Below are 26,008 nucleotides of genomic sequence, written 5' to 3'. Positions count from 1 at the left end.
TGTGTATCTGAGATGGATCGGAAGTCCGGCGCGCTTTATATCACAAAACACGGCCAGAAACCAATAATTGTTGGCGGAGTGTGCTGTTAATGATTCTCAATTTGGCACGGGGTGCGCCTGACTGATACCATTGACAACACTTACACTAGTATTGTCGAAAAAATCGACACCGATGGACAGATTACATGGCTATCTCTATTAAGACACCTGAAGAAATTGAAAAGATGCGCGTCGCCGGTCGTCTGGCCGCGGACGTGCTGGAAATGATCGAGCCGTTTGTGAAACCGGGCGTCAGCACTGGCGAACTGGATCGCATCTGTAACGACTATATCGTCAACGAGCAGCACGCGGTCTCCGCCTGCCTTGGCTATCACGGTTTCCCGAAATCCGTCTGCATCTCTATTAATGAAGTGGTTTGCCACGGTATTCCGGACAACGAAAAACTGCTGAAAGATGGCGACATCGTCAACATCGACGTGACCGTGATTAAAGACGAGTACCACGGCGACACTTCTAAGATGTTCATCGTTGGCAAGCCAACGATTCTGGGCGAGCGTCTGTGCAAAGTGACGCAAGAGAGCCTCTACCTGGCGCTGAAAATGGTGAAGCCGGGCATCCGCCTGCGCACCATCGGCGCCGCAATCCAGAAATTTGTGGAAGCGGAAGGTTTCTCCGTGGTGCGCGAATATTGCGGTCACGGTATTGGTCGTGTGTTCCATGAAGAACCGCAGGTTCTGCACTACGATGCAGACGACGGCGGCGTAGTGCTGCAAAAGGGCATGACCTTCACTATCGAACCAATGGTCAACGCGGGTGATTACCGCATCCGTACCATGAAAGATGGCTGGACGGTAAAAACCAAAGACAGAAGCTTGTCTGCCCAGTACGAGCATACTATTGTGGTTACAGACAACGGCTGCGAAATTATGACGTTGCGCAAGGATGACACCATCCCGGCGATACTGACGAACATTGAGTGATAAGAAGCCGGCGAATGCCGGCTTTTTTAATGGCGATAGCTTTTTCTTATGGGTGGCGCACGATGAGTAATCTCTTACCCGAACAGTATGCTAACACAGCACTTCCCACCCTCCCCGACCAGCCTGATAACCCGGGCGTCTGGCCACCGCATGAGCTGACCTGCGCGCATATCAAAGCCCACATGGAGGTTTTCCATCGCTGGCTGGGTAACGCATTTGACGCAGGCATTTCGGCCGAACAGCTCATTGAAGCGCGCACCGAATTTATCGACCAGCTCCTGCAACGTCTGTGGATCGACTACGGTTTCGGACAGGTGAGCGACGTCGCGCTGGTTGCGGTCGGCGGCTATGGCCGGGGTGAACTGCATCCACTCTCTGATATCGACCTGCTGATCTTAAGCCGTAAAAAACTGCCGGACGATCGGGCGCAGAAAATCGGTGAACTGTTGACCCTGCTTTGGGACGTAAAGCTGGAAGTGGGCCACAGCGTACGCACGCTGGAAGAGTGTCTGCTGGAAGGGTTATCTGACCTGACCGTCGCCACCAACCTGATTGAAACCCGCCTGCTGATTGGCGACGTTGCGCTGTTCCTCGAACTGCAAAAGCACATCTTTAGCGACGGCTTCTGGCCTTCGGAAAAATTCTTCGCCGCGAAAGTCGAAGAACAAAACCAGCGCCACCAGCGCTATCACGGTACCAGCTATAATCTCGAACCGGATATTAAAAGCAGCCCCGGTGGCCTGCGCGATATCCACACGCTGCAATGGGTCGCCCGTCGCCATTTTGGGGCAACATCGCTGGACGAAATGGTCGGGTTTGGTTTTCTGACCGAAGCCGAACGTAACGAACTCAATGAGTGTCTGCATCTGCTGTGGCGCATCCGTTTTGCCCTGCACCTGGAAGTCACCCGCTACGATAACCGCCTGCTGTTTGACCGACAGCTCAGCGTGGCGCAGCGCCTGAATTACCAGGGCGAGGGCAACGAGCCGGTCGAGCAAATGATGAAGGATTTCTTCCGCGTCACCCGCCGCGTCTCTGAGCTAAACCAGATGCTGTTACAGCTGTTCGATGAGGCGATCCTCGCGCTGACGGCAGACGAAAAACCGCGTCCGATTGATGACGAATTTCAGCTGCGCGGCACGCTTATCGATCTGCGCGACGAAACGTTGTTCATTCGCGAACCGGAAGCGATCCTGCGAATGTTCTACACCATGGTGCGCAACAGCACGATCACCGGGATCTACTCCACCACCCTGCGTCATCTGCGCCATGCACGACGCCATCTGAAGCAGCCGCTGTGTTACATCCCGGAGGCGCGCTCGCTGTTCCTGAGCATGCTTCGTCATCCGGGCGCCGTCAGCCGCGGTCTGCTGCCGATGCACCGTCACAGCGTATTGTGGGCCTATATGCCCCAGTGGTCGCATATTGTCGGGCAGATGCAGTTCGACCTGTTTCACGCCTATACGGTAGATGAGCACACAATCCGCGTCATGCTGAAGCTGGAAAGCTTCGCTAAAGAAGAGACGCGATCCCGCCATCCGCTGTGCGTTGATCTGTGGCCACGTCTGGCGCACCCGGAGCTGATCCTGATCGCCGCCCTGTTCCATGATATCGCCAAAGGTCGCGGCGGCGACCACTCCGTGCTCGGTGCCCAGGACGTGCTGAAATTTGCCGAGCTGCACGGCCTGAACTCGCGTGAAACGCAGCTTATCGCCTGGCTGGTTCGCCATCATCTGCTGATGTCAGTTACCGCTCAGCGTCGTGATATTCAGGATCCGGAAGTGATCAAGCAGTTCGCCGAGGAAGTGCAAACGGAGAACCGCCTGCGCTACCTGGTCTGCCTGACGGTAGCCGATATCTGCGCCACCAACGAAACCCTGTGGAACAGCTGGAAGCAGAGCCTGCTGCGCGAACTCTACTTCGCCACCGAAAAACAGCTGCGTCGCGGGATGCAGAACACCCCCGACATGCGTGAGCGTGTGCGCCACCATCAGTTGCAGGCGCTGGCTCTGCTGCGCATGGATAACATCAGCGAAGAGGCGCTGCATCAGATTTGGGCGCGCTGTCGCGCCAACTACTTTGTGCGCCACAGCCCAAACCAGCTTGCCTGGCACGCCCGGCATCTGCTGAAGCACGACCTGACAAAACCGATGATTCTGCTCAGCCCGCAGGCCACGCGCGGCGGGACGGAAATTTTCATCTGGAGCCCGGACCGGCCTTATTTGTTTGCAGCGGTCTGTGCCGAGCTGGACAGGCGTAACCTGAGCGTGCACGACGCGCAGATTTTTACCACCCGCGACGGCATGGCGATGGACACCTTTATTGTGCTGGAGCCGGACGGCAGCCCGCTGTCGTCGGACAGGCATGAGGGGATACGCTTTGGCCTCGAGCAGGCGATTACGCAGCGCAGCTGGCAACCTCCGCAGCCGCGTCGTCAGGCGGCAAAACTGCGCCACTTTACCGTCGATACCGAGGTCAATTTCCTGCCGACCCATACCGACCGTAAATCGTTCCTTGAGCTGATTGCGCTCGACCAGCCAGGGCTGCTCGCCCGCGTCGGTCAGGTTTTTGCCGATCTGGGAATTTCGCTTCACGGCGCCCGAATTACAACCATTGGCGAACGAGTAGAAGATTTATTTATAATCGCGACGGCCGACCGGCGTGCCCTTAATAATGACCTGCAACTTGAAGTGCAACAACGGTTGACAGCAGCCCTCAATCCAAACGATAAAGGGTGACGTGTTTTTTAGTGAAATGGAAAGAGTAAACAATGCAGCAGTTACAGAACGTTATTGAGTCCGCTTTTGAGCGTCGCGCCGACATCACTCCGGCAAATGTGGATACCGTGACCCGTGAAGCGGTAAACCAGGTTATTTCCCTGCTGGATTCCGGCGCGCTGCGCGTGGCAGAAAAAATCGACGGTCAGTGGGTTACTCATCAATGGCTGAAGAAAGCTGTGCTGCTCTCTTTCCGCATCAACGATAACCAGGTTATCGACGGAGCAGAAAGCCGCTACTTCGATAAAGTGCCAATGAAATTTGCGGATTACGACGAAGCGCGCTTCCAGAAAGAGGGCTTCCGCGTAGTACCACCGGCGGCCGTTCGTCAGGGTGCCTTCATCGCACGCAACACCGTGCTGATGCCATCCTACGTGAACATCGGCGCCTACGTTGACGAAGGCACCATGGTGGACACCTGGGCTACCGTCGGCTCCTGCGCGCAGATCGGTAAAAACGTTCACCTGTCCGGCGGTGTGGGCATCGGTGGCGTTCTTGAGCCACTTCAGGCTAACCCAACCATCATCGAAGACAACTGCTTCATCGGCGCACGTTCCGAAGTGGTTGAAGGCGTGATCGTCGAAGAAGGTTCTGTGATCTCCATGGGCGTTTATATTGGCCAGAGCACCCGTATTTACGATCGCGAAACCGGTGAAATTCACTACGGCCGCGTTCCAGCTGGTTCCGTTGTGGTTTCCGGCAACCTGCCGTCTAAAGATGGCAAATACAGCCTGTATTGCGCGGTCATCGTGAAAAAAGTGGACGCGAAAACGCGCGGTAAAGTGGGCATCAATGAACTGCTGCGCACCATCGATTAATCGGGTATAACAAAAAGCGGGGGCAACCCCGCTTTTTTTATATCCGAAGGTGGCGAAAATAGATTTTTTCGTTAATTATTCATAGGTTATGTTGAGATCAAGGGTACCGCTATGTACGATAATCTGAAAAGTCTGGGCATTACCAATCCTGATGAAATTGATCGTTATAGTCTCCGCCAGGAAGCCAATAACGATATTTTGAAAATCTATTTTCACAAGGACAAAGGAGAGTTCTTCGCCAAAAGCGTGAAGTTTAAATACCCTCGCCAGCGTAAGACCGTTGTCGCTGATGGTATCGGTCAGGGATATAAAGAAGTACAGGAAATCAGCCCTAACCTGCGCTACGTGATCGACGAACTCGATCAAATCTGCCAGCGCGATCGCAGCGAAGTCGATCTGAAACGTAAGATCCTTGACGACCTGCGTCACCTGGAAAGCGTAGTCACCAATAAGATCAGCGAGATTGAAGCGGATCTTGAGAAATTGACGCGTAACAAATGAGCCGTTTTATTGCCCGGTGGCGCTTCGCTTACCGGGCCTACGAACGCATGTAGGCCGGGTAAGGCGAAGCCGCCACCCGGCAAACAGCATCATCTCTGTTCATCCAGCTGCAACGCCACATACAGCAGTAGCCGGTCGTCAAAATTCCCTAAATCCAGCCCCGTCAGTTCCGAGATCCGGTTAAGCCGATACTCCAGCGTATTACGGTGAATAAACAGCGCTTTTGACGTTGCCAGCGGCTGCACGTTATGCCGGAACCACGCCTGCAACGTGCGGCGCAGCAGCCCGTTGTTGTCCATCGCTTTCAGACGCACCAGCGGACGCGCCAGCTCGTTGGCCTGCCAGCCGCCGCGCAGGCTGTCGAGCAGGACCGGCAGCATCAGATCCTGATAGAAATAACTGCGGCTCTCCGGCATGCGCTGTTTACCCACCATCATGGTGGTGCGCGCCGTTCGCCATGAACGGGCAATACTTCCCGGCCCGGTAAAGTAATTTCCCAGCGCGACGCGAAAACGGAGCTGTCCGTTCTCCTTCATGCGCTCGATGAGCAGCTCAACGCGGCGACGATGATCTTCCGCGTCCCAGCGACCAAACTGATTAAGCGCAGGCTTGAGCACCACCATTTCCGTCAAAGAGACAATCGCCACCAGGTTGTTACGCTCCGGCGTCGCCAGCATGTTTTGCAGCTGCTGTAGCTCCACCATGGCGCTGTCCACACCAAGCTGGCCGCTATCCACCTCAATAACGGCGACTACGCGCGGCTGATTCAGGTCGATACCCAGACGCTGCGCCCATTCGCTCAGGGCAGGCGTGTGCTCCTCCGCCTGAATCAAATTCATCACCAGCTCTTCACGCAGGCGGCTGTCCTGGGCGAGCAGATGCATCAGACGCGACTGCTCCAGCATCATCTCCGCCGTCATGCAGACCAGCTCACCGTATTTACGCAGCGATTCAGGATCGCCTGTCAGACCGATAACGCCAACAATCTCTCCTTCCAGACGCAGCGGCAGGTTGATCCCCTGACGGACCCCGTGCAGATGTTTCGCCACGGCGTCATCGATGTCGACCACGCGCCCCTGAGAGAGCACCAGCAACGCCCCTTCGTGCAATTCCCCAATACGCTCACGATCGCCGCTGCCGATAATGCGCCCGCGGGCATCCATTACGTTGATATTGGTATCAATGATGCGCATGGTTCGCGCCACGATATCCTGCGCCATTTTGGTATCAAGATGCCAGCCAGCCATATAACCCTCCCGTGAGCAGAGCTCAAGCATAGGGAAGTTCAGCTAAGGCTGCATTGTGCAGATGCCCAAAGGCAGAGAGAGATGTATGGAGTTGTAGGAAAGGTCACAGAAAAGAGAAAGCCCCTGCGAACAGGGGCTTAAGAAGATTACTGCATCAGGAGATAAATAGAGGTATCACCACGCTGAATATTCAGTGCCAGCACAGAAGGCTTGCTGTCGAGAATTTTGCGCAGTTCAGCGATGTTTTTCACCGGCTGCTGGTTAGCGCCCATGATCACATCACCTTTTTTCAGGCCGATACGGGCAGCAGGTGAGTTCGCTTTCACGTTGTTCACCACCACGCCTTTATCTGCCCCTTTGTTGCTCATCTCGGCACCTTCAATACCGCTGAAGATGGTACTGGAATCGACCTGATTCTGACTGCTTTGTTGCAGTTCCAGGCTCACGTTAACCGGCTTACCTTCACGCAGCAGGCCGAGGGTCACTTTACTGCCGATTGGCATAGAACCCACTTCCGCACGCAGGGCGGCAAAGCTGCTGATCGGCTTACCGTTCAAAGAGGTGATGACGTCACCCGCTTTAATGCCGGCTTTCGCCGCCGAAGAGTTCGGCATGACCTGGCTTACGAATGCGCCGCGCTGAGCGTCCACTTTCATCGCTTTCGCCAGCTCGGAGTTCAGTTCGGTACCCATGATCCCCAGCTCACCGCGTTTCACCTGTCCATATTGCACCATCTGCGCAGTCAGGTTTTTCACCATATTGCTCGGGATAGCAAAGCCGATACCGATGTTGCCACCGTCCGGTGCCAGGATAGCGGTGTTGATACCGATCAGCTCACCGTTCAGGTTAACCAGCGCACCGCCGGAGTTACCACGGTTAATGGCCGCATCCGTCTGAATGAAGTTTTCATAGTTTTCCGCATTCAGGCCGCTACGTCCCAGCGCAGAGACGATACCCGAGGTCACGGTTTCGCCCAGACCAAATGGGTTACCGATGGCGACGGTGTAGTCACCCACGCGCAGCGCGTCAGAGTCGGCAAGCTTAATCGCCGTCAGGTTCTTCGGATCCTGAATCTGAATCAGCGCGATATCAGAGCGCGGATCTTTACCGACCACTTTGGCATCGAATTTACGGCCATCGCTCATCTGCACTTTAATGGTGTTAGCATTATCTACCACGTGGTTATTGGTCACCACGTAGCCTTTCGCTGCATCAATAATGACGCCCGAGCCAAGTGCCATGAATTTCTGCTGCTGGCCGCCGCCCTGACCGTCATCCCCTGCGCCGCCGCCCTGACAGAACGGAGAACTCTGGAATGGCGAACCGTCCTGGCAGAATGGCGAATTGTCGCCGAAGAACTGCTGGAAATTACGCGGCATACGCGGCGTATTGACGGTCGTGCTGCCCTCAACGTTAATACTCACCACCGATGGCATCACTTTTTCGAGCATCGGGGCCAGGCTTGGCATCTGCTGCGCAGTCGCTGCCGAGGAAGCTGTCTCGGCCGCCATCGCCAGAGGGGACAGCGCTAAACCTAAACTCAGAGCCAGTGCACTCATTGCTAATGTGGTTTTTTTCATGTTTCTCAATCTCGATTTACCAGATAACGCAAAATTGCTGTGTAACTCAGATTCGTTTTATACCGCTTAGTTCCGGGATTAAGTTTATGGAAAAAGTAAAAATTTATTGGTCGTCTTTACAAAACTCATGGCTTATTCAACGGCCATAAGCTTGCGGTATTCATCCCAGGCATACAAATCTGTCATCCCGCTGATATAGTCCTGGATAAGACGACAGCGATAATAATATTCCATGACTGGCCATTGGGAAGAATGGCGATCTATTTTACTGACGGCTTCAATGTATGCCAGCCGGTGGCGGGTTGAAAGCTTCTGATAGAGACGAGATTCAATCGGCAGGCGGCGAACACGTTCATTATTTGCCAGCTCGCTAAACTCATCGACCGTCAGCTGGAGCAGCGGGCCATAAATCTCCAGCAACCCGCTGATAACCCGGTATCCTTGCAGCTCCAGCTGCTCGACATCCGGGTGGCTGAAAACATGGCGAACAGCCACGTTTTTATATAATTCAAGAAGCTGACTAAAACTGCTCTCATCTTCCAGCAGGGCGTGATTAAATTCCCCGCTAAATATCATCGGCAAATTATCAATGAAACGGGCGGCCGCATACGGCACCAGTTTATTCAGCGTGTTCACCCGCAAATACATAAAGAACTGATCTTCGGTACTGCGGCTCAGCGAATTTGAACGCGATTTATCCCAGGCATTCTCGACGACCTGCGCAAACAGAGAACCTTTTTCATGCTCTCCCCAGGCATCATGAAGATGCTGATACAGCTCCTCGACGCTGAATATTCTTTTTTCCACCGCGTCTTCCAGATCGGCCACGCAATAAGAAATGTCATCAGCCGCTTCCATAATCCATGTCAATGGAAAACGGCCATTAGGGGTCAGAGACAGTTCTTTACGCAACCGCGCGATGTATGCTTCTTCCGATAAGTAATAGCCCGGTTTTTTCATCAGGTAGCTATGCGTGGCGGGCGTTTCTCCGGTCCACCATGCGGGACGCGTGTATTTAAGAATACAGCCCACCTGGGCCCAGGTCAGATTCATCCGCATCAGGGAGTGCACCAGACGGATCCCCTGCGCGTTACCTTCGAAATGACACAGATCCTGGCGCACCTTACGGCGCAGATCGTTCAGGCTATCTTCGCCTTCACGCAGGCATAAATCGCGTACCACACAGCGGTCATCGCTGAGCGGCTGGCTTATGGCGTCAGAGGGAAAAAGCCGCTGTTTAAACCAGTCATTGATGGCGGCCTCGCCGAAATGACCAAAGGGAGGATTGCCGATATCGTGCATCAGGCAGGCCATCTCAACGATGCTTTCGAACGGCCCGGTCAGTTCATCCAGTCCGTAGGTTTCCAGCAGACGTTGCTCTTTAAGGCGACTGAGGATCTCTTTCGCAATGTAGCGCCCCACCTGCTGCACTTCCATGGAGTGCGTTAACCGCGTACGCACCGCGGCGTTACGCTCCAGCGGGAACACCTGGGTTTTTTGCTGTAACCGACGGATGGCGGGCGAGTTGATGATGCGTCCGCGATCGCTTTCGAAAATGCGCAGGATCTCATGTTCGCTCTTATCGCCCTGTGGCGAACGGAAACGTCGGTGCCAGTTAATTTTGGTGCGAAAATCGATTGGTGCCATGTGCTCCCCCGCGTGAGAATGCGTTTCCCCTTAACCGCATGATAGACTATGCATCTTAACAAGGCACATCGCGAGTAAATCTATGAAAATCGGCATTATTGGTGCAATGGAAGAAGAAGTTACGCTGCTGCGTGACAAAATTGAGAACCGTCAGACTCTCTCCCTCGGTGGCTGTGAGATCTACACCGGCCAGTTGAACGGTGTTGACGTGGCTCTGCTGAAATCAGGCATCGGTAAAGTTGCAGCGGCACTGGGCGCGACCCTGCTGCTTGAGCGCTGCAAGCCTGACGTTATCATTAATACGGGTTCTGCGGGCGGTCTGGCGCCGACGCTGAAAGTGGGCGATATCGTGGTTTCCGACGAAGCGCGTTATCACGATGCAGATGTCACCGCATTCGGCTACGAATATGGTCAGCTTCCGGGCTGCCCGGCCGGGTTTAAAGCGGATGATAAGCTGATTGCCGCCGCTGAAAGCTGCATTAACGAGCTGAACCTCAATGCGGTGCGTGGCCTGATCGTCAGCGGCGATGCCTTTATCAACGGCTCTGTCGGTCTGGCGAAAATCCGTCATAACTTCCCGCAGGCTGTGGCCGTTGAGATGGAAGCCACAGCCATCGCGCACGTATGCCATAACTTCAGCGTGCCGTTCGTGGTCGTTCGCGCGATCTCTGACGTGGCGGACCAGCAGTCCCACATCAGCTTCGACGAATTCCTGGCCGTTGCGGCCAAACAGTCCACCGTGATGGTGGAAACTCTGGTGCAGAAACTGGCGCGTGGGTAAGGTGTCATTCAGGGAGCTGGTCGCCCTGCTTCTGCTCGCTCCGGCCTGGCTCATCGCCGCGCCGCGGGTGATCACTCTCTCCCCTGCCAATACGGAACTGGCGTTTGCCGCCGGGATCACGCCCGTTGCGGTGAGCAGCTTTTCCGATTATCCACCGCAGGCCGCCCATATCGAACAGGTTGCCACCTGGCAGGGAATGAACCTGGAACGCATCGTGGCGCTGAAGCCCGATCTGGTCCTCGCCTGGCGCGGCGGTAATGCCGAACGGCAGGTGAACCAGCTCTCTTCGCTGGGAATAACGGTAAAATGGGTGGACGCGGTGAGCATCGAACAGGTGGCGCAAACCCTCCGTGACCTCGCGCCCTTCAGCCCTACCCCCCAACGCGCCGGGCAGGCTGCACAGCAGATGCTCAACGACTATGCCGCGCTAAAAGCCCGATACGGCACGCAACCGAAACAACGCGTTTTTCTGCAATTTGGCAGCCAGCCGCTGTTTACTACCGGTAAAGGCTCGATCCAGAACCAGGTGCTTGAAACCTGTGGAGGTGAAAATATCTTTGCCGAAAGCCGGGTTCCCTGGCCCCAGGTCAGTCGTGAGCAGGTTCTTGCGCGACAACCGCAGGCCATTGTGGTGGTCGGAAATGCGAGCGAGATTCCTAAAATAGAACAATTCTGGCATCGGCAGCTTAAAATTCCGGTTATCGCACTCAACAGCGACTGGTTTGAACGCGCCAGCCCGCGTATTATCCTCGCCGCAAAACAACTCTGCGCCGAACTGGCAGAGAGTCACTCAAACAGATAAATACCCCCTTCGAGGATTTAACGATGCTCGTGTATTGGCTGGATATTCTTGGCACAGCCGTTTTTGCTATCTCCGGCGTTTTGCTTGCCGGAAAACTACGCATGGATCCTTTTGGCGTACTGGTACTCGGCGTTGTTACGGCGGTGGGAGGCGGAACGATCCGCGATATGGCGCTGGCAAATGGCCCGGTATTTTGGGTAAAAGATCCCACGGATCTGGTGGTGGCGATGGTCACCTGCCTGTTAACCATCGTGCTGGTTCGTCAGCCTCGCAGACTGCCAAAATGGATATTGCCGGTGCTGGATGCCGTCGGTCTGGCGGTCTTTGTGGGAATAGGCGTGAATAAAGCCTTTATTGCCGGGACTGGCCCGCTGGTGGCGATCTGTATGGGCGTGCTAACCGGCGTGGGCGGAGGGATTATTCGCGACATACTGGCGCGAGAAGTCCCGATGATCCTGCGAACAGAAATCTACGCGACGGCCTGTATCATCGGGGGGATTGTTCACGCCACGGCGTATTACACCTTTGCTGTCCCGCTGGAGAATGCGGCGATGCTGGGGATGGTGGTCACGCTGGTGATCCGTTTAGCGGCGATACGCTGGCACCTGAAGCTGCCGACGTTTGCGCTGGATGAAAATTCAAGATAGGCGTCGTTTATAAGCCCGGTAGCGCTTCGCTTACCGGGCCTACAATCTGCGTTCAGGCTTAAATACTGAACGAAGAACCACACCCGCAGGTGCTGGTCGCATTCGGGTTAGTCACCACAAAGCGCGAACCTTCCAGACCTTCAGTGTAGTCCACTGAACCGCCCACCAGATATTGCAGGCTCATCGGGTCAACCACCAGCGCGACGCCCTGTTTCTCGATAGTCATATCACCATCGTTAACCTGATCGTCAAAGGTAAAACCATACTGGAAGCCACTACAGCCGCCGCCGGTAATATAAACACGCAGTTTCAGATCCGGATTGTCCTCGTCGGCAATCAGGGTTTTCACTTTTTTCGCTGCTGCTTCGGTAAATTCCAGCGGCAACGCTACGTCATCACTCATCTTATGCTCCCATGAATACTGCGACTGCTATTGGGCAAAAATCACCCAATTCTTTTTGTCATTATCTAATACCCTGGTAATTCATTCAAGTATTCTGCTTCAGGGCCTGTTCAGCTTCCTGTTTCGCCAGGGTACGGGCAAGAATGGTGGAGTATAGCGGTTTTCCACCCAGGAATTGGGCTAATAGTGTCGCGCCGAGACAGGTAATGATCATTGGCAAAATGAGCTGGTAATTGTCGGTCATTTCCAGCACCAGTACGATCCCGGTCAGCGGCGCGCGCAGGGAGGCCGCCAGCAGCGCCCCCATTCCCGCAACCGCAAACGTCCCCGCATCCAGATGGTAGGCCGGGAAACCTGCCGCCGCCGCCATCCCGAACGCCGTACCCAGCAGCGTCCCCAGTGCCAGCATCGGAGCAAAAATGCCGCCCGGGGCGCCAGAGGAGAAGCACAATACCGTGGTGATGACGCGTGAAATAAACATAAACAGCAGCAGGCCTACGCTGAAATTCCCCGCCGCGGCAATGGGAATCAGGCCGAAACCGCCGCCCGCCGCATTCGGTTCGATGAAACCGAGGATCCCGCACACGCCGCCAAGCAGGCCTCCCACCAGCACCCATTTCGTGGTATTTCCGCCATGGATGCGCTGAAACATATCCTGCGCCCGTAAAATCAGGGTGTTAAAAAGCGGGCCGACGACGCCAAAAATCATCCCAAGAACCAGATACAGCCATAAAGTATTGACCGGCGCATTGGTCAGCTTGCCAACTTCAATCACCGCTCCTTCGCCGTTAAAGACGCGAAAGACAATGCTCGACATAATCACGCCGGTAAACACCGCTTTAATGGAGATCAGGTTGTAGCGGAACTGGGCGCGCATCTCTTCAATGATAAACAGGATACCCGCCAGCGGCGCGTTAAACGCCGCAGACAGCCCCGCTGCGGCCCCCGTCGCCAGCAGTGTATGTCGTGCTTCGGCGCTGCGCATACGGAACAGATCGCCGACCATGCGCCCGACGTTACCGCCCAGCTGTACCGTTGGCCCTTCCCGACCGAGCACCATGCCCGCCCCGAGGGTTCCCATCCCGCCGATAAATTTCACAGGAAGCACCCGCCACCAGCGAACCGGGCGTAGTTCCTCCAGCGCCCCCTCAATTTCAGGGATCCCCGAGCCACCTGCTTCAGGTGCGAATTTACGCACCAGAAAATACCCCACCATGGCAAACAGCGCCGAAAGGCCAAAGGCCCACACCCAGACCAGCCATTCCCGATCGGCAAAGCTGGCGACGGTACCTATGCGCCAGTTGAGCACCGCGTTGACCGCTTTCTCGAATGCGACCCCCACCAGCCCGGCCAGCGTACCGACCACGGCGGCTGCCAGCAGAATGGCTAACGGGGTTTTGTCACGGTTGAGCAGCCGCCGGATACTGACCCGGTGCTTCGCGCGCGTAAACTGTTGTTGTTCAAAAGAAGGTGTGTTCTCGTTCATTACCTGTTCTGTTTCGTCATACAAAAGGCCGCAGGGATTCTACCAGAGACAATCCCCTCGTCCCCTGAAAAATACTTAACAATTGTTAAGCCTTCTGAGGGGCAAAAATTTTATAACCTCTTCCGAATCACTTAGAATAGTTGCCTTAACTTATTTCTACGAACCAGGAACGACGCCATGAGCAAGTCTGAAAACCTCTACAGCGCAGCCCGCGAGCTAATCCCAGGCGGCGTGAACTCACCCGTGCGCGCCTTTACCGGCGTGGGTGGCACCCCGCTGTTTATCGAACGTGCGGATGGGGCATATCTGTATGATGTGGATGGTAAAGCCTATGTCGATTACGTCGGCTCCTGGGGCCCGATGGTACTGGGGCACAACCACCCGGCGATCCGCAACGCGGTGATTGAAGCCGCTCAGCGCGGCCTGAGCTTCGGCGCGCCAACCGAGATGGAAGTCAAAATGGCGGAGCTGGTCACCGAGCTGGTGCCAACGATGGACATGGTGCGTATGGTGAACTCCGGTACCGAAGCGACCATGAGCGCTATTCGTCTGGCGCGCGGTTTTACCGGTCGTGACAAGATCATCAAGTTCGAAGGTTGTTATCACGGCCACGCCGACTGCCTGCTGGTAAAAGCCGGTTCCGGCGCGCTGACGCTCGGTCAACCGAACTCCCCGGGGGTGCCGGCTGATTTCGCGAAACACACGCTGACCTGCACCTATAACGATCTGAACACCGTTCGCGCCGCGTTCGAGCAGTATCCGCAGGAGATCGCCTGCATCATCGTTGAACCGGTGCCGGGCAACATGAACTGTATTCCACCGCAGCCGGATTTCCTGCCGGGCCTGCGCGCACTGTGCGATGAGTTCGGCGCGCTGCTGATCATCGACGAAGTGATGACCGGTTTCCGCGTCGCGCTGGCGGGAGCGCAGTCATACTACGGCGTAGAGCCAGATCTGACCTGCCTCGGCAAAATCATTGGCGGCGGCATGCCTGTCGGCGCGTTTGGCGGCCGTAAGGACGTGATGGACGCGCTGGCGCCAACCGGTCCTGTTTACCAGGCAGGTACGCTCTCCGGTAACCCGATTGCGATGGCTGCGGGCTTTGCCTGTTTGACCGAAGTGGCGCAGCCGGGTATCCACGAAACCCTGACGGACCGAACGACGCAGCTGGCAAACGGCCTGCTGGAAGCCGCAGAAGACGCGGGTATTCCGCTGGTGGTAAACCACGTCGGCGGGATGTTCGGGATTTTCTTCACCGATGCGAAAACCGTGACCTGCTATCAGGACGTGGTGAAATGCGACGTGGAACGCTTCAAACGCTTCTTCCACCTGATGCTGGAAGAAGGCGTGTATCTGGCCCCGTCAGCGTTTGAAGCGGGCTTTATGTCCGTGGCACACAGCGAAGAAGATATCAATAACACCATCGACGCAGCGCGTAAGGTGTTTGCGAAGCTGTAAAATGTGCGGCTTGATGCCCTCACCCCAACCCTCTCCCACAGGGGAGAGGGTTCCCCAGTAATTTGAAAGCAAAAGCGATAACGTTGCCTCAGAATAACTGAGGGCTTTCAGCGATGCCTCGGTCCGGCTGTAAATCGCTGAGGCGTTTCCTGTAGGTCGGGGCGAGGCGCAGGGATGCGCCGAGAGGGCGGGCTTTACAGGGACGTTTCCTCCGCCCGTACCCGATAAGCCGGAAGGAATAAGCCGAAGGTACCGCGAAGCGGCGATTTTCCGCCGGAAGCCCGGGTCGCCAGGGTGGTGGCGACTGAGCCACCCTGGCACGTTCACCGGTCATGTCGTGACAGAGTAGCAAGGAACATAACGTGAACGGAATGACCACCAGAGCCGTATGTTCCCCCTCACCCCAGCCCTCTCCCTCAAGGGAGAGGGGGCCGTCTGTGCAGGCATTATTTTGTGGGGAACCCTCAGCCCACAGGGAGAGGGAGCAAAAACGAAAACGGCAATCTAAGGATTGCCGTTTACTTTTATTACCGACTTTGCTTTCTCAACAGATATATAAAGTACGGCGCGCCGATAAAGGTCGACAGCAGGCCCGCCGGGATCTGATACGGGAACAGCACCATCCTTCCGCACCAGTCAGCAAAGACCAGGATCGCTCCGCCCGTCAGCGCAGAGATCACGATATGCGGCAAAGTCCTGCGGAAGCCCATCATACGGGCGATATGCGGCGCCATTAATCCGACAAAACTGAGCGGGCCGATAGTCATGGTGGCCGTCGCCGTCAGGCACGCGGCCAGCAGCAACAGGGCGATACGCGTTGGCGTCAGCGCCACTCCGACCGCGCGGGCGGTATCCCCACCCAGCGGCAGAATGGTCATCCAGCGACGGCACAGCGGCACAATCGCCAGCAGCACGATCATCACAATCCCGGTATGCACCACCTGACTGCCGGTGGCGTTGTACGTTGAACCGGAAATCCAGGTCAGGATCTGCGCCATGCGCGGATCGCCGCTCGCCTGCAACATCATCAGCAGCATAGTAAACGCGGTGCTGAGCGCCATCCCGGCCAGCAGCATGCGGTGAGGTGAGAACCCCCCTCGCCCGGAGGCGATCAGGATAATCATCAGCGTGACTGCCGCGCCGATACTCCCGGCAGGCATCAGCCAGCCGAACGCATTTCCCGGCACGAGGAACAACATCAACACTACGCCAAACGCGGCTCCGGAGCTGATCCCTAATACTTCCGGGCTTGCCATCGGGTTGCCGGTGAGACGCTGGATAATACAGCCCGCCACCGCCAGCATGACGCCCGCAATCAGCGCGGAGAAGATCCGCGGCCAGCGCCACTGCATGAGTTCATGCAGCAAATCCCCCGTCGCCCAGTGCCAGCCCGTGGCGTCGCGTCCCAGCGAGAGTGCAGCAAACGAGGCGATAACCAGCACCGCCAGCCCGGCAAGGCTGAACCACACCACCGACTGACGTTCGGCATGTACTTTATCGCCGGCATCCATTGCCGGGGCGCTAATGCTGCGCAGGCGCGGCAACAGCCACAGCAGCAGCGGCGCGCCGATCAGGGCCGTCACCGAGCCCGTGGAAACTTCCATCCAGACGCGCGCCAGCCAGAGAATGAGTTGATCGGAAAGCCAGAGGATCAGCGCACCAATCAGCGGAGCCAGCATCAGACGCGCCAGCAGACGGCGCGCGCCGAGCATTTTTGCCAGCAATGGCGCAAACAGGCCGATAAACCCGATGATGCCGACGGCGTTAACCAGTAACGCGCTCAGCACAATCGCCAGGGTCAGGGCCGCCAGACGCGCCAGCGACAGCGCCAGCCCCAGATTGCGCGCCACGCCGTCATCGAGGCCCATCAACGTCAGCGGACGCAGCAGCAGCAGCGTCAGCACCACGCCGCCGAACAGCTGCGGCCACAGGCGCTGGACGATACTCCAGTCGGTCTGGGTGAGCGTGCCGGTACTCCACATAAACATGCTTTGCAGCTGGTCGTGGTGAAACAGCACCAGCAGCTGGTTGATCGCCCCACAGTAGAGGCTGACGACCAGCCCCGCGAGGATCAGCGTGACCGGCGAGAGACGTTTTCCCCAGGCCACGCCAAAGACCAGCGCACCGACCACACATGCGCCTGCCAGCGCGGCAAACTGCGAGGTTAACGCTCCCGGCAGGGTCCAGAGAGTGGTGATGGTGATCCCCAGCTGAGCCCCCGTCGCCACGCCCAGCGTGGTCGGCTCTGCCAGCGGGTTACGCAGCACCTGCTGAAACAGTACGCCCACCAGTCCCAGCCCCGCTCCGACCAGCAGGGAGATAGCCAGACGCGGCAGCAGGCTGTAGTGGAACAGCATTTGCTGAATATTATCGATATCCGGTGCGGCAAACGCGGCTGCCCACTGATCGCGCGGTAACGCCGTGCTCAGGTTAAAGCCGGTTAACATCAGGGCAGCCAGAAAAATGAGCGCTAACAGCAACATTGGGAAACGGGCCATACGCGTGCTCATGCCTTGCCTCCCAGTGCATTGTCCAGCACGCGGGCAAAATGCATTGCCGACAGCGTCGCGCCGTAGAACCATACCGCTGGCGCGCGCAGGAAGCGCTGCTCGCGGACGAACGGCATTGCCTGCCAGAGCGGGGTCGCCATCAGGGTTTGCATCTCGCGCTCGTTCCCGTGATCGAAGCACAGCACGTCCACATCACGAAACGCCGCCAGACGGTCAATACCCACGGCGGTACTGCCCCAGAATGTCATCTCGCCTTCCCAGGCATTGCGAATGCCAAAGCTGTCGAGCACTTCCTGGAACAGACAGTTATTTCCAAAGACCAGCATATGGCGGGCATCCAGCAGGGTTACCATCAGCAAAGGCCGATCGCCACGATGGGCAAAGCGCGGCTTGAGGGAATCAATCAGCGCATCAAATTCATCGAGATGTTTTTTCGCCTGAGCCTCACGGTTGAGAAACTGCGCCATCTCGTGGATGGAATTTTTTGCCATGGTCAGCGGCTTTTTGCCGTCGCTAAAGGAAAAGCCCCGCCCTGGCGCAATCTTCGCCATGGTCTCTTCCGACGGGCCGTACCCCGCAGACCAGAATAAATAAGACGGTTTCATCTGGGTGAGAAGCTCAAGGTTCGGCTCCGTACGCAGGCCAATGTCGATGACGGAGTCCGGCAGTTTTGGCTCATTCACCCACAGGGTGTAGTTGGGAATATCGGCCACGCCGTAAGGCGTCACGCCAAGCGCCATCATCAGTTCGACGGGCAACCACTCCAGCGCCACGATGCGGTGCGGATCGATAGCGGCAGCGCGGGCCGGGCCCATCTTTAACAGCAGCGGTGAGAGCGCCATGGCCGTCAGCAGGCGACGGCGGCTAATGAATGTTGAATCCAGCATCAGTAGACAAAGCTCACGGGTGCAGCCCCGGCTGGGTGAGGCAGGATGCCCATAGGAATACCGTAGATATGTTCCAGCGTTTCGCTGCGCATCAGTTCGGCAGGCGTACCCTGAGCGATCATTTCACCGCCGCGCAGCGCTACCAGGTAGTCGCAATAGCGTGCCGCCATGTTGATATCATGCAGAACGGCAATCACCGTCAGGCCGCGCTGCTGACTTAAGCGATGCACCAGCGCCAGGACGTCAACCTGATGAGCAATATCCAGCGCCGAAGTGGGTTCGTCGAGCAGCAGGCAGCGGCTGTCCTGCGCCACCAGCATCGCGATCCATGCGCGCTGACGCTCGCCACCGGACAGGCTATCCACCAGACGATGCGCCAGCGGTTTTAACCCAACCAGCGCGATCGCCTCTTCCACTTTCTCTCTGTCAGCGACGCCAAAACGCCCGAGCGCACCGTGCCACGGATAACGTCCAATCGCCACCAGCTCGCGCACCGTCATCCCCTCCGCCTGCGGCAACTGCTGCGGCAGATAGGCCACCTTGCGGGCAAAGGCCTTACTGCTCCAGCTCGCCAGCGGCTGGTCATCCAGCAAAATGTCGCCCCCGGACGGCGGCTGATGACGACCCAGCATCTTCAGCAGCGTCGATTTACCGGAACCATTGTGCCCGATTAAACCGGTCACTTTACCTGCGGGAAACGTCAAAGAGAGCGGATGCAGCAAGGTGCGCCCGGGTACGCGAAAGGAGAGATTGTTAAGCGTGAAGGTGGAGTCGGATTGCGTTTTATTATCCTGCATGTCAGCCAACTTAAATAAAAAGGGCACGGCGAACCGTGCCCATAAAGAGGTTAGAAGCGGAAGGTCGCGGTGGCAACAACCTGGCGTCCTGCTCCCCAGTAGCATGCATACTCGCTGTAGCAGCTGGAGACGTATTCACGGTCAAAGATGTTGTTCACGTTGACGCCGACGGAAGATCCCGGCAGACCGAAGCGCGCCAGATCGTATTTCACGGTCGCATCCGCCAGGGCATAACCCGCGACGTTAAAGGACTCATAGGCTTTAGGCGACGCTGAGGAGTAGTACGTCACCGTGTTACCGATGTAACGCGCGCCCGCACCGACGGTCAGGCCACTCAGCGCCGTCTCGTGGAAGGTGTAATCCGCCCACAGGGATGCCATGTTGCGCGGTACTTCTGCCGGACGACGACCTTCATACCAGGTATCGTGGGTATATTCCGCATCTGTGTAGCTGTAGGCCGCCGTTACGTTCACGTTAGCCGACACCGCCGCTTTCGCTTCCAGCTCAAAGCCACGGGAGCGAATTTCACCGCCCTGCACGCTAAAGCCGCTGGTCGGGTTCGCCGGATCGGCGGTCAGGTTGTTGTTCTTGGTCAGCTGATATACCGCGGCCGTCACCACAACAGGCAGATCTTTCGGAACATACTTCACGCCCGCTTCATACTGCTTGCCGCGCGCCGGATCGAACGGTTTGCCGCCCTGGGTGGTGCCAGAGAGCGGTTCAAAGGATTCACTGTAGCTGAAGTATGGGGTAATCCCGTTGTCGAACAGGTAGTTAATCCCCCCGCGCCAGGTAAATGCCTGATCGTTAATTTCCGCGGTGGTCCCGTTATTACGGTTAAAGGCAGACGTTTTTGCAAAGTCATAGCGGCCACCCATGGTGAGTACCCACTTATCCCATTCCGCCTGATCCTGCGCATAGAGCCCGGTCTGCTCCTGGCGATTGAGCATGGCATACGGGAAGTTCACATTGACGTTCGCATTGCCGTGCTGCGGATTGTTCATGCTGATCGGATCGGCGGTACCGTAGTCAGCATCAATATCATTGCGCATACGAAGGTAATCCACCCCCGTCAGCAGCGTATGGTCAACGGCACCGGTCGCGAATTTCGACTGGAGCTGTGTATCAACCGTGAACGAGTTGAGGTCTTCATCTGAGCGCACGTACGCACGGCTGATCTGGGCCGGAGCGATATAGCCGTTACCGTAAACTGAACGGTAAAGCGTATTGATTTTGGTATAACGCAGATTCTGACGCACGGTGAAGGTGTCGTTGAATTCATGCGCGAAGCTGTAACCCACCATTTTCTGACGACGGGAGATCTTATTGTCTTCATCGCCTTCGTTGAAATCGGTCGGCAGTTTGTGCGCCTTTCCGTTAGCATCATAGTAAGGCACAACGGTACCTTCACGCGGCAGCCAGCCGTAGTAACCCGCATCCGGATCGCTCTGGAAGTTGCTCAGGAAAGTGAAATCGGTTTTATCATCAGGACGCCAGCTGAAAGACGGCGCAATCGCGTAACGAGTAGACTTCACCATCTCCTGCTGCGCATTTTCACTGCGTCCCAGGCCGGTCAGACGGTAGGACCACACGCCGTTATCATCAATCGCGTCGCTGAAGTCAAACCCAGTCTGCCACAGGTTATCCGTCCCCATTTTGAACTGAATTTCTTTTAACGGTTCCGTGGTTGGACGCTTGCTGACCATACTCACTACGCCGCCAGGGTGGCTTTTGCCATACAGTACGGACGTCGGGCCTCGCAGCAGCTCTACGCGCTCCAGGAAGTATGGGTCCATCGACGCTTCAGAGTAGTTATCCCCTTGCAGCTTCATACCGTCCAGATACTGGTTGGTGTTCACTGTACTGGAGGTCGTAAAACCACGAATAGAAACCACGTCATAGGTTGTGGAGGCGCCGCGCGTTGCGAAAACGCTCGGCGTGTAGGCCAGCGCCTGTTTAACCGTCCCCGGCTGTTTCATGTCCATCTCTTCACGTGTGACCACGGAAATGGACTGCGGGGTTTTCTCGATCGGTGTATCGGTTTTCGTCGCCGTTGCAGTGCGCTTTGCTGCAATCGTCGGTGCAGGCCCCCAGGCACTCTCCTGCGCAGCCGGTGCGGCAGTAACAGTAATGGTTTCTTCTTTTTTCGGGGTTTCGGCGGCATGAGCATAAGCAGACATGCCGGCAACCGCTGTGGCTACGACGACCGCGATTTTACGCAGCGACGTGTTAATTGGCTGAGCAGTATTGGAAAGCGCCATGATGGATCTCTGATGGAAAAGTGAATGATAACGTAAACGAGAATTATTATTATGACCGCAGAATAATATGCGAAACGTTGGCTGCATAGCAAGCAGTATGCGGCCCTACAAGATTTAAGGGTTTAAGAATTAACCAGATGAAAATAGAGGGTTAATGAAGTTAGCGAAATGATCGCTAAAGCCCGCCGAAATGGGCCGGAGGGCTTAACGATAGAAGAGTTCGAAAGTCGCGACGGCGTCGACTTTCCCGGCTTTAACCTCTCCCGTTTTGATGTAACGGGCTTTGAGTGGGATCTCAACCGGGACGTTGTCCTGGCTACGGGTTATTGCCGTGTAGCTCTGGTCGAACTGTAACACCGCATCGTTCTTGTCGAGGATTTGAATGCCTACGCCGCTTGCAGCGTTGTCTCCGGTAGCAATATTGAGGATATTGCCATCCGTTACGCCAGTCGACCCTGCACTGGTGAACTGATAATCAATTTTTGTCCCGGCGGCGCAGTCCGTAATATCAATTCTGAAACGACTGTCGGTCAGGATGTCAGAATACTGACCGTTAAAATCGTGCGCATTGACCGTTTCTAGCGGCACGTAGATGTTTTTATCCACCAGGTTACAGGTGTTTGTTGTGATATGTACACTGGTTGGTGAAAAGCGGATTTCGCCTATCACGTCGTTATCGTAAGTTTCATGTGAGGTTAACAGGGACGTATTAAGATCGCCCTCTTCGACTTCACCAATAACGATCAACTGAGCGGTAGCCCGGAAATTGTAATTCGTTGAAAAGCTTCTGATCGTGCCAAGATAAGTTTCCGGCCTGATAATGTCTTCTTCGGTATAGCTGGGGAACTGGGTTGTAGACGCTGCAACGCGAATGCCAATCCCGGCCACGTTGGTTTTATACACTCCGGGTAAAACATCTTCACGTGCATCAGCATCACTCAATGAGAGATAGCCTCTACGTACCCGAACGGAATCACCATCACATCTTTGCGCAATTTCACCTGATTCCACGCTGGCGTCATAAATAATGGTACCGACCTGAACGTCTGGCTCAAGCTGGATGACAGCGGGAATGTTGAAGGTAACAATTCCCCCGCTACTTCCGCCTCCCGTAAATGTACAAGTTGCGAATGCCGGAGCTGAAAACAGCATGATTAGGCCAGCCATTGCGCTGATGAATAGTTCTTTGCTACGCCTCATTGGCAATTTACCGTCATTTTCAAAATAGTTGCTGAGCGCCCGGGAGGGAGATCCCCCGCCCACGCACACCGTTGATCGCGCCCGTCACCCCACTGCACATTCAGGGAAACCGCTTCATGCAGACCGGTAAGCCAGACTTCTCCTTCATCACCGACGATAGCCGTTGCACTTTCCTGCGTGACAATGGCGCCGAAAGGTACCGGCTTGCCGTGGAAAAGCAGCGTGATAAGCGCACGCTTCCCCACTCGTGCATCAAAATTCGCTGAGATGGCCGCACCTTTTGTTGGGACAACATCCTGGGTAGCGGCGGCAATTTCAATATCTTCACGATCCTGGGTGTTGACCGTAATACCGTTTTTCCGGTAGGCCGTCAGGGAAGGGACAATCGCGTTACCAAAGCGATCGGTGTAGATCCCTCGCCCGTTCTGTACTTTGACGTTATCGCCATCTTTGATATGGACAATGGCAAAGGCGTCGCGGACGGATTGCCCCAGGGTTACTCCATGTTCATGCGCAACAATTGAACCCTGCGCGCTGTAGTTCCACTGTCGGTTATCGCCCCCGTAGTTATACCCCAGCCCGACATCACCGGCAGATCCCCGGTAGCGCCCGGATACACTGCCACCATAGCCAGTATCGTGACTGGCATAGGTCTGCTGGAGGTTATAACTGAGGTTATTGTTCTCAAGTGCCGTGCCGCCGATCCCTACCTGATGCGAAACGAATCCACCGCTGGCAGTGTTGGCGCTGTAAGTTGACCAGGCGTTCGCTAACCAGCGTGAAAGAGGTACGTTGACCATCAACGCCATTTGCCGATCGGTATTGGCGTCCGGCGTACGCGTCAGGCTGTAGCTTACCGACCAGGTTATACCGCGCCAGCCGGAGCTTAGCCCCGCACTGACGCTGCGCTCGTGTCCTGCCATGTTCCAGTAATCCTGCTGATAGCCATTAAGGTAAGCCGATCCCCAGTCCGAAACGCGTTGGGAAAGATTAACCTGCATGCGGCTGCGCCGATTATTGGTTCGCCGATAGGTATAAATCCCATCGTCAATCTCGCTGTCACGCTGGTCGACAGCTTCCTGAAAGGTATAAAACCCTGAGGTGGAATAACGGTAGCTGGCAAGCGTCACGGTGGTGTCTGTATCCGGAATATCCCTGGAATACTGCGCACGCCATGACATCCCGCGGGCATCATCTCGTCCATCATCAAAAGCCGTACGGGCGGCGGTCACATCCACGGATGCCGATCCGAAACGGCCAAGATCGGCCCCTGTTCCCGCCAGCATAGCCTGATACGACGATGCAACGAGCGCGCCGGCGTATGTTGTTACGCCATAAGGCAGGCCGTAAATGACCGTCCCTTGCAGAAAAGGGGGCTCGTCCTCACCTTCATTACCGCGATAACGCCCTGCCGCCAGCGAATATTTAAATGCCCCTTCCCGCTGTAGCACCGGTACCGATGCGCTGGCCTGGATGAAGCTGTGTTCGCTGCCGTCGGCCTCTTCCACCGTCACCTCCAGATCCGCGCCGGATGTGACCTGGCTTAAATCGCGGATCTCAAATGGCCCCGGAGAGACGTTGCTTTGATAAATGGTGTAGCCGTTTTGCCTGATGGTGACCTTTGCATCGCTATTTGCGATACCACGCACCACGGGGGCAAACCCCTGCTGGCTGGTGGGCAGCATGGAAGTATCCGTTTCCAGCTTCATGCCGGTCATTTGGACGCTGTCGAAAAGCTCGCCGTTAGTGTACGTCTGGCCTATCTCAAGCTGGCTTTGCAGGGTTTTGATATCACGTTGCAGCGTACTGGCGATTGCATCCCAACCGGCGTTGTCACTCCAGGTGCTGTTGTTACGCAACCGCCACGCCCCGAGGTTGATCCCCGACTCCAGACCAAGCCATGCAGATGACGTTTCACCAGAACGGTAGTGCTGCTGAGAGCCGCTAAACTGGTAGCTTGTCCAGGCGGCGGGAGCACCGTCATCCCAGAATTTCGGCTCGATAGCCCCGGCCGCAGCCTGATCGCGGTATTTTTGCGGGATCACCAGCTTGAGGGTCTGATTATCCTGGTCGTAATCGTAGCGGGCATTATCAATAAAATGGGAGATGTCATCGATTATCGCCGCATCATCCAGATCTTTCATGTCCGGGATCGTGTCGACTTTTACCCCTAATGCACGCAGATCCGCTTTGGTCAGCTCCGGTAACAGGCGCTGCTTATCGTCAGACAAGATCCAACTCACCGTGCGTTTATCCAGAACATCCCGATCCCACATAATGGTCGTCAGAAAGTTTCCCGGCAGTAAGCCATTATCATTGATGAAATTTTTTAGCGTTGAGGTGTTTTCCAGCGGAGTGTCCATCTCAAGGATCCGCAGGTTAAATTCGTCATCTGCACTCACAGGCTGGATCATCGCGAGCAGCGCTAACGCGATTCCCTTCAGAACCTGTTTGTAGAGTGGAGATGACGACATAGGGTACCAGCATTGTGTGTTTAAAGAGCCTGCTTGCGCTGGGAGGTTTGCGCGCCGAAATCGCTAATAGCAGTCCACGTCACGGGCCCGTTTGCAGATTGAGGCACAGAAAAATATTGCTCGCTGAAAGGTGCGACCATCATTGAAATCGCCCCCGGCGTGGTTTTTGTGTCAGTCACAGGGACACTTTTCCCGCCCACGGCCAGCTCGCCAAAGGAGACGTAAAACGGCGTTGGGTTTTTCGCAATGAGCCTGTTACCCTGGCGGAGGAACGTGATTTTTTCATAGGCCTGTAGGGCATCGGCTTCTTTCAAATCAGCAGGGCGCCAGAACAGTTTCAGACGCGTTTTCATCGCGAATTGCAGCGTATTCTTGTCTTTTAAGTCAGGTGATAACGCCGAGACGGATTTCACATTCGCCAGAAATAAAGATTCGCGATCTGCGGGCAGATTTTTTTTATCGCCGGTAAAAATGATGTGCAAAAGGGTCTGACGATTTTCCTGTAATTTATAGACAGGCGGCGTAATGATGAAAGGTGCTTTTGCATCGTTGGGGTAACTCACCCAGCTTTGCACCAGATATCGAGTATGAGGGTCTTTATTTTTGAGTGCTATTTGTACTTCGGATTTATTCGATGGATAAATAATTCGCGTGCCACCGAGAACCACACTTGCCTGTACTGAACAGCAAGAGATAATCAAACATCCACCTAACAATTTTAATAAATAATTCATACTACGTTCCAGAAGGCA

The 26,008-nt window shown here is 55.8% G+C and carries 20 protein-coding genes; 8 read left to right on the top strand and 12 right to left on the bottom strand.

Features of this window, described 5'->3' with window-relative positions; translation table 11 throughout:
- The first annotated feature begins 185 nt into the window (after positions 1-185).
- From map to L379_RS18455, 4 genes are all read left to right on the top strand, one after another.
- Positions 186-980, top strand: coding sequence for a type I methionyl aminopeptidase (map, locus tag L379_RS18440; RefSeq protein ID WP_032652626.1), 795 nt, complete (start codon positions 186-188; stop codon positions 978-980).
- A 62-nt stretch (positions 981-1,042) separates the two neighbouring features.
- Positions 1,043-3,718: a bifunctional uridylyltransferase/uridylyl-removing protein GlnD gene (glnD, locus tag L379_RS18445; RefSeq protein ID WP_032655534.1), complete on the top strand. Its 2,676-nt coding sequence runs from the start codon at positions 1,043-1,045 to the stop codon at positions 3,716-3,718.
- Positions 3,719-3,750: 32 nt separating this feature from the next.
- On the top strand, positions 3,751-4,575 hold the full coding sequence (gene dapD, locus L379_RS18450) for a 2,3,4,5-tetrahydropyridine-2,6-dicarboxylate N-succinyltransferase (RefSeq protein WP_003856214.1): 825 nt from the start codon (positions 3,751-3,753) through the stop codon (positions 4,573-4,575).
- Between the two features lie 111 nt (positions 4,576-4,686).
- On the top strand, positions 4,687-5,076 hold the full coding sequence (locus tag L379_RS18455; protein ID WP_015572719.1) for a DUF3461 family protein: 390 nt from the start codon (positions 4,687-4,689) through the stop codon (positions 5,074-5,076).
- Between the two features lie 89 nt (positions 5,077-5,165).
- On the opposite strand, the gene L379_RS18460 is transcribed toward L379_RS18455, so the two are convergent.
- The 3 genes from L379_RS18460 to dgt all read right to left on the bottom strand — a co-directional run bounded on the left by L379_RS18460 (position 5,166) and on the right by dgt (position 9,550).
- The gene (locus L379_RS18460; RefSeq protein ID WP_003856217.1) at positions 5,166-6,323 is read right to left on the bottom strand and encodes a CdaR family transcriptional regulator; all 1,158 of its coding nucleotides are present in this window, start codon (positions 6,321-6,323) and stop codon (positions 5,166-5,168) included.
- A 146-nt stretch (positions 6,324-6,469) separates the two neighbouring features.
- Positions 6,470-7,903, bottom strand: coding sequence for a serine endoprotease DegP (gene degP, locus L379_RS18465; protein ID WP_015572718.1), 1,434 nt, complete (start codon positions 7,901-7,903; stop codon positions 6,470-6,472).
- Between the two features lie 132 nt (positions 7,904-8,035).
- On the bottom strand, positions 8,036-9,550 hold the full coding sequence (gene dgt / locus L379_RS18470; protein ID WP_015572717.1) for a dGTPase: 1,515 nt from the start codon (positions 9,548-9,550) through the stop codon (positions 8,036-8,038).
- 82 nt (positions 9,551-9,632) lie between these two features.
- On the opposite strand from dgt, the gene mtnN reads away from it, so the two are divergent.
- Genes mtnN through L379_RS18485 form a run of 3 tightly spaced genes read left to right on the top strand, consistent with a single transcriptional unit; the run spans position 9,633 to position 11,780 of the window.
- Positions 9,633-10,331, top strand: coding sequence for a 5'-methylthioadenosine/S-adenosylhomocysteine nucleosidase (gene mtnN, locus L379_RS18475; protein WP_003856223.1), 699 nt, complete (start codon positions 9,633-9,635; stop codon positions 10,329-10,331).
- Positions 10,324-11,133 (top strand): vitamin B12 ABC transporter substrate-binding protein BtuF, encoded by an 810-nt coding sequence (gene btuF / locus L379_RS18480; RefSeq protein ID WP_032652624.1) that lies wholly within the window; start codon positions 10,324-10,326, stop codon positions 11,131-11,133. The genes mtnN and btuF overlap by 8 nt, the downstream gene beginning before the upstream one ends.
- Before the next feature lie 23 nt (positions 11,134-11,156).
- Positions 11,157-11,780 (top strand): TRIC cation channel family protein, encoded by a 624-nt coding sequence (locus L379_RS18485; protein ID WP_003856227.1) that lies wholly within the window; start codon positions 11,157-11,159, stop codon positions 11,778-11,780.
- A 58-nt stretch (positions 11,781-11,838) separates the two neighbouring features.
- Here the strand turns inward: L379_RS18485 and erpA are convergent, their stop codons facing one another.
- Together erpA and clcA are read right to left on the bottom strand one after the other, a co-directional pair.
- The gene (erpA, locus tag L379_RS18490) at positions 11,839-12,183 is read right to left on the bottom strand and encodes an iron-sulfur cluster insertion protein ErpA (RefSeq protein WP_003856230.1); all 345 of its coding nucleotides are present in this window, start codon (positions 12,181-12,183) and stop codon (positions 11,839-11,841) included.
- Between the two features lie 85 nt (positions 12,184-12,268).
- Positions 12,269-13,669: a H(+)/Cl(-) exchange transporter ClcA gene (gene clcA / locus L379_RS18495; RefSeq protein WP_017383743.1), complete on the bottom strand. Its 1,401-nt coding sequence runs from the start codon at positions 13,667-13,669 to the stop codon at positions 12,269-12,271.
- 177 nt (positions 13,670-13,846) lie between these two features.
- Between clcA and hemL the strand changes: the two genes are divergently transcribed.
- A complete protein-coding gene (hemL, locus tag L379_RS18500; RefSeq protein ID WP_032652622.1) occupies positions 13,847-15,127 on the top strand; it encodes a glutamate-1-semialdehyde 2,1-aminomutase in 1,281 nt (426 codons plus the stop codon).
- Positions 15,128-15,654: 527 nt separating this feature from the next.
- Here the strand turns inward: hemL and fhuB are convergent.
- From fhuB to L379_RS18535, 7 genes are all read right to left on the bottom strand, one after another.
- Positions 15,655-17,637 (bottom strand): Fe(3+)-hydroxamate ABC transporter permease FhuB, encoded by a 1,983-nt coding sequence (fhuB, locus tag L379_RS18505; protein ID WP_017383744.1) that lies wholly within the window; start codon positions 17,635-17,637, stop codon positions 15,655-15,657.
- Positions 17,634-18,524: a Fe(3+)-hydroxamate ABC transporter substrate-binding protein FhuD gene (fhuD, locus tag L379_RS18510; RefSeq protein ID WP_003856240.1), complete on the bottom strand. Its 891-nt coding sequence runs from the start codon at positions 18,522-18,524 to the stop codon at positions 17,634-17,636. Before fhuD ends, fhuB begins: the two co-directional genes overlap by 4 nt.
- Positions 18,524-19,321: a Fe3+-hydroxamate ABC transporter ATP-binding protein FhuC gene (gene fhuC / locus L379_RS18515; protein ID WP_032652619.1), complete on the bottom strand. Its 798-nt coding sequence runs from the start codon at positions 19,319-19,321 to the stop codon at positions 18,524-18,526. The genes fhuD and fhuC overlap by 1 nt, the downstream gene beginning before the upstream one ends.
- Positions 19,322-19,371: 50 nt before the next feature.
- Positions 19,372-21,582 (bottom strand): ferrichrome porin FhuA, encoded by a 2,211-nt coding sequence (gene fhuA, locus L379_RS18520; RefSeq protein WP_015572711.1) that lies wholly within the window; start codon positions 21,580-21,582, stop codon positions 19,372-19,374.
- A 204-nt stretch (positions 21,583-21,786) separates the two neighbouring features.
- Positions 21,787-22,734: a fimbrial protein gene (locus tag L379_RS18525; protein WP_228100618.1), complete on the bottom strand. Its 948-nt coding sequence runs from the start codon at positions 22,732-22,734 to the stop codon at positions 21,787-21,789.
- A 44-nt stretch (positions 22,735-22,778) separates the two neighbouring features.
- Positions 22,779-25,256 carry a fimbria/pilus outer membrane usher protein gene (locus L379_RS18530; RefSeq protein ID WP_032652617.1) on the bottom strand — a complete coding sequence of 826 codons (2,478 nt, stop codon included), beginning with the start codon at positions 25,254-25,256 and terminating at the stop codon, positions 22,779-22,781.
- A gap of 20 nt (positions 25,257-25,276) precedes the next feature.
- Positions 25,277-25,990, bottom strand: a complete 714-nt coding sequence (locus tag L379_RS18535) for a fimbrial biogenesis chaperone (protein ID WP_032103211.1) — start codon at positions 25,988-25,990, stop codon at positions 25,277-25,279.
- Positions 25,991-26,008 lie beyond the last annotated feature (18 nt).

Origin of the sequence: Enterobacter sp. MGH 33, from assembly GCF_000534535.1 — a bacterium.
Classification (GTDB): Bacteria; Pseudomonadota; Gammaproteobacteria; order Enterobacterales; family Enterobacteriaceae; genus Enterobacter; species Enterobacter hormaechei_C.
Note: the sequence above shows the minus strand (reverse complement) of the source record. Positions and strands in the feature narration are given on the sequence as shown.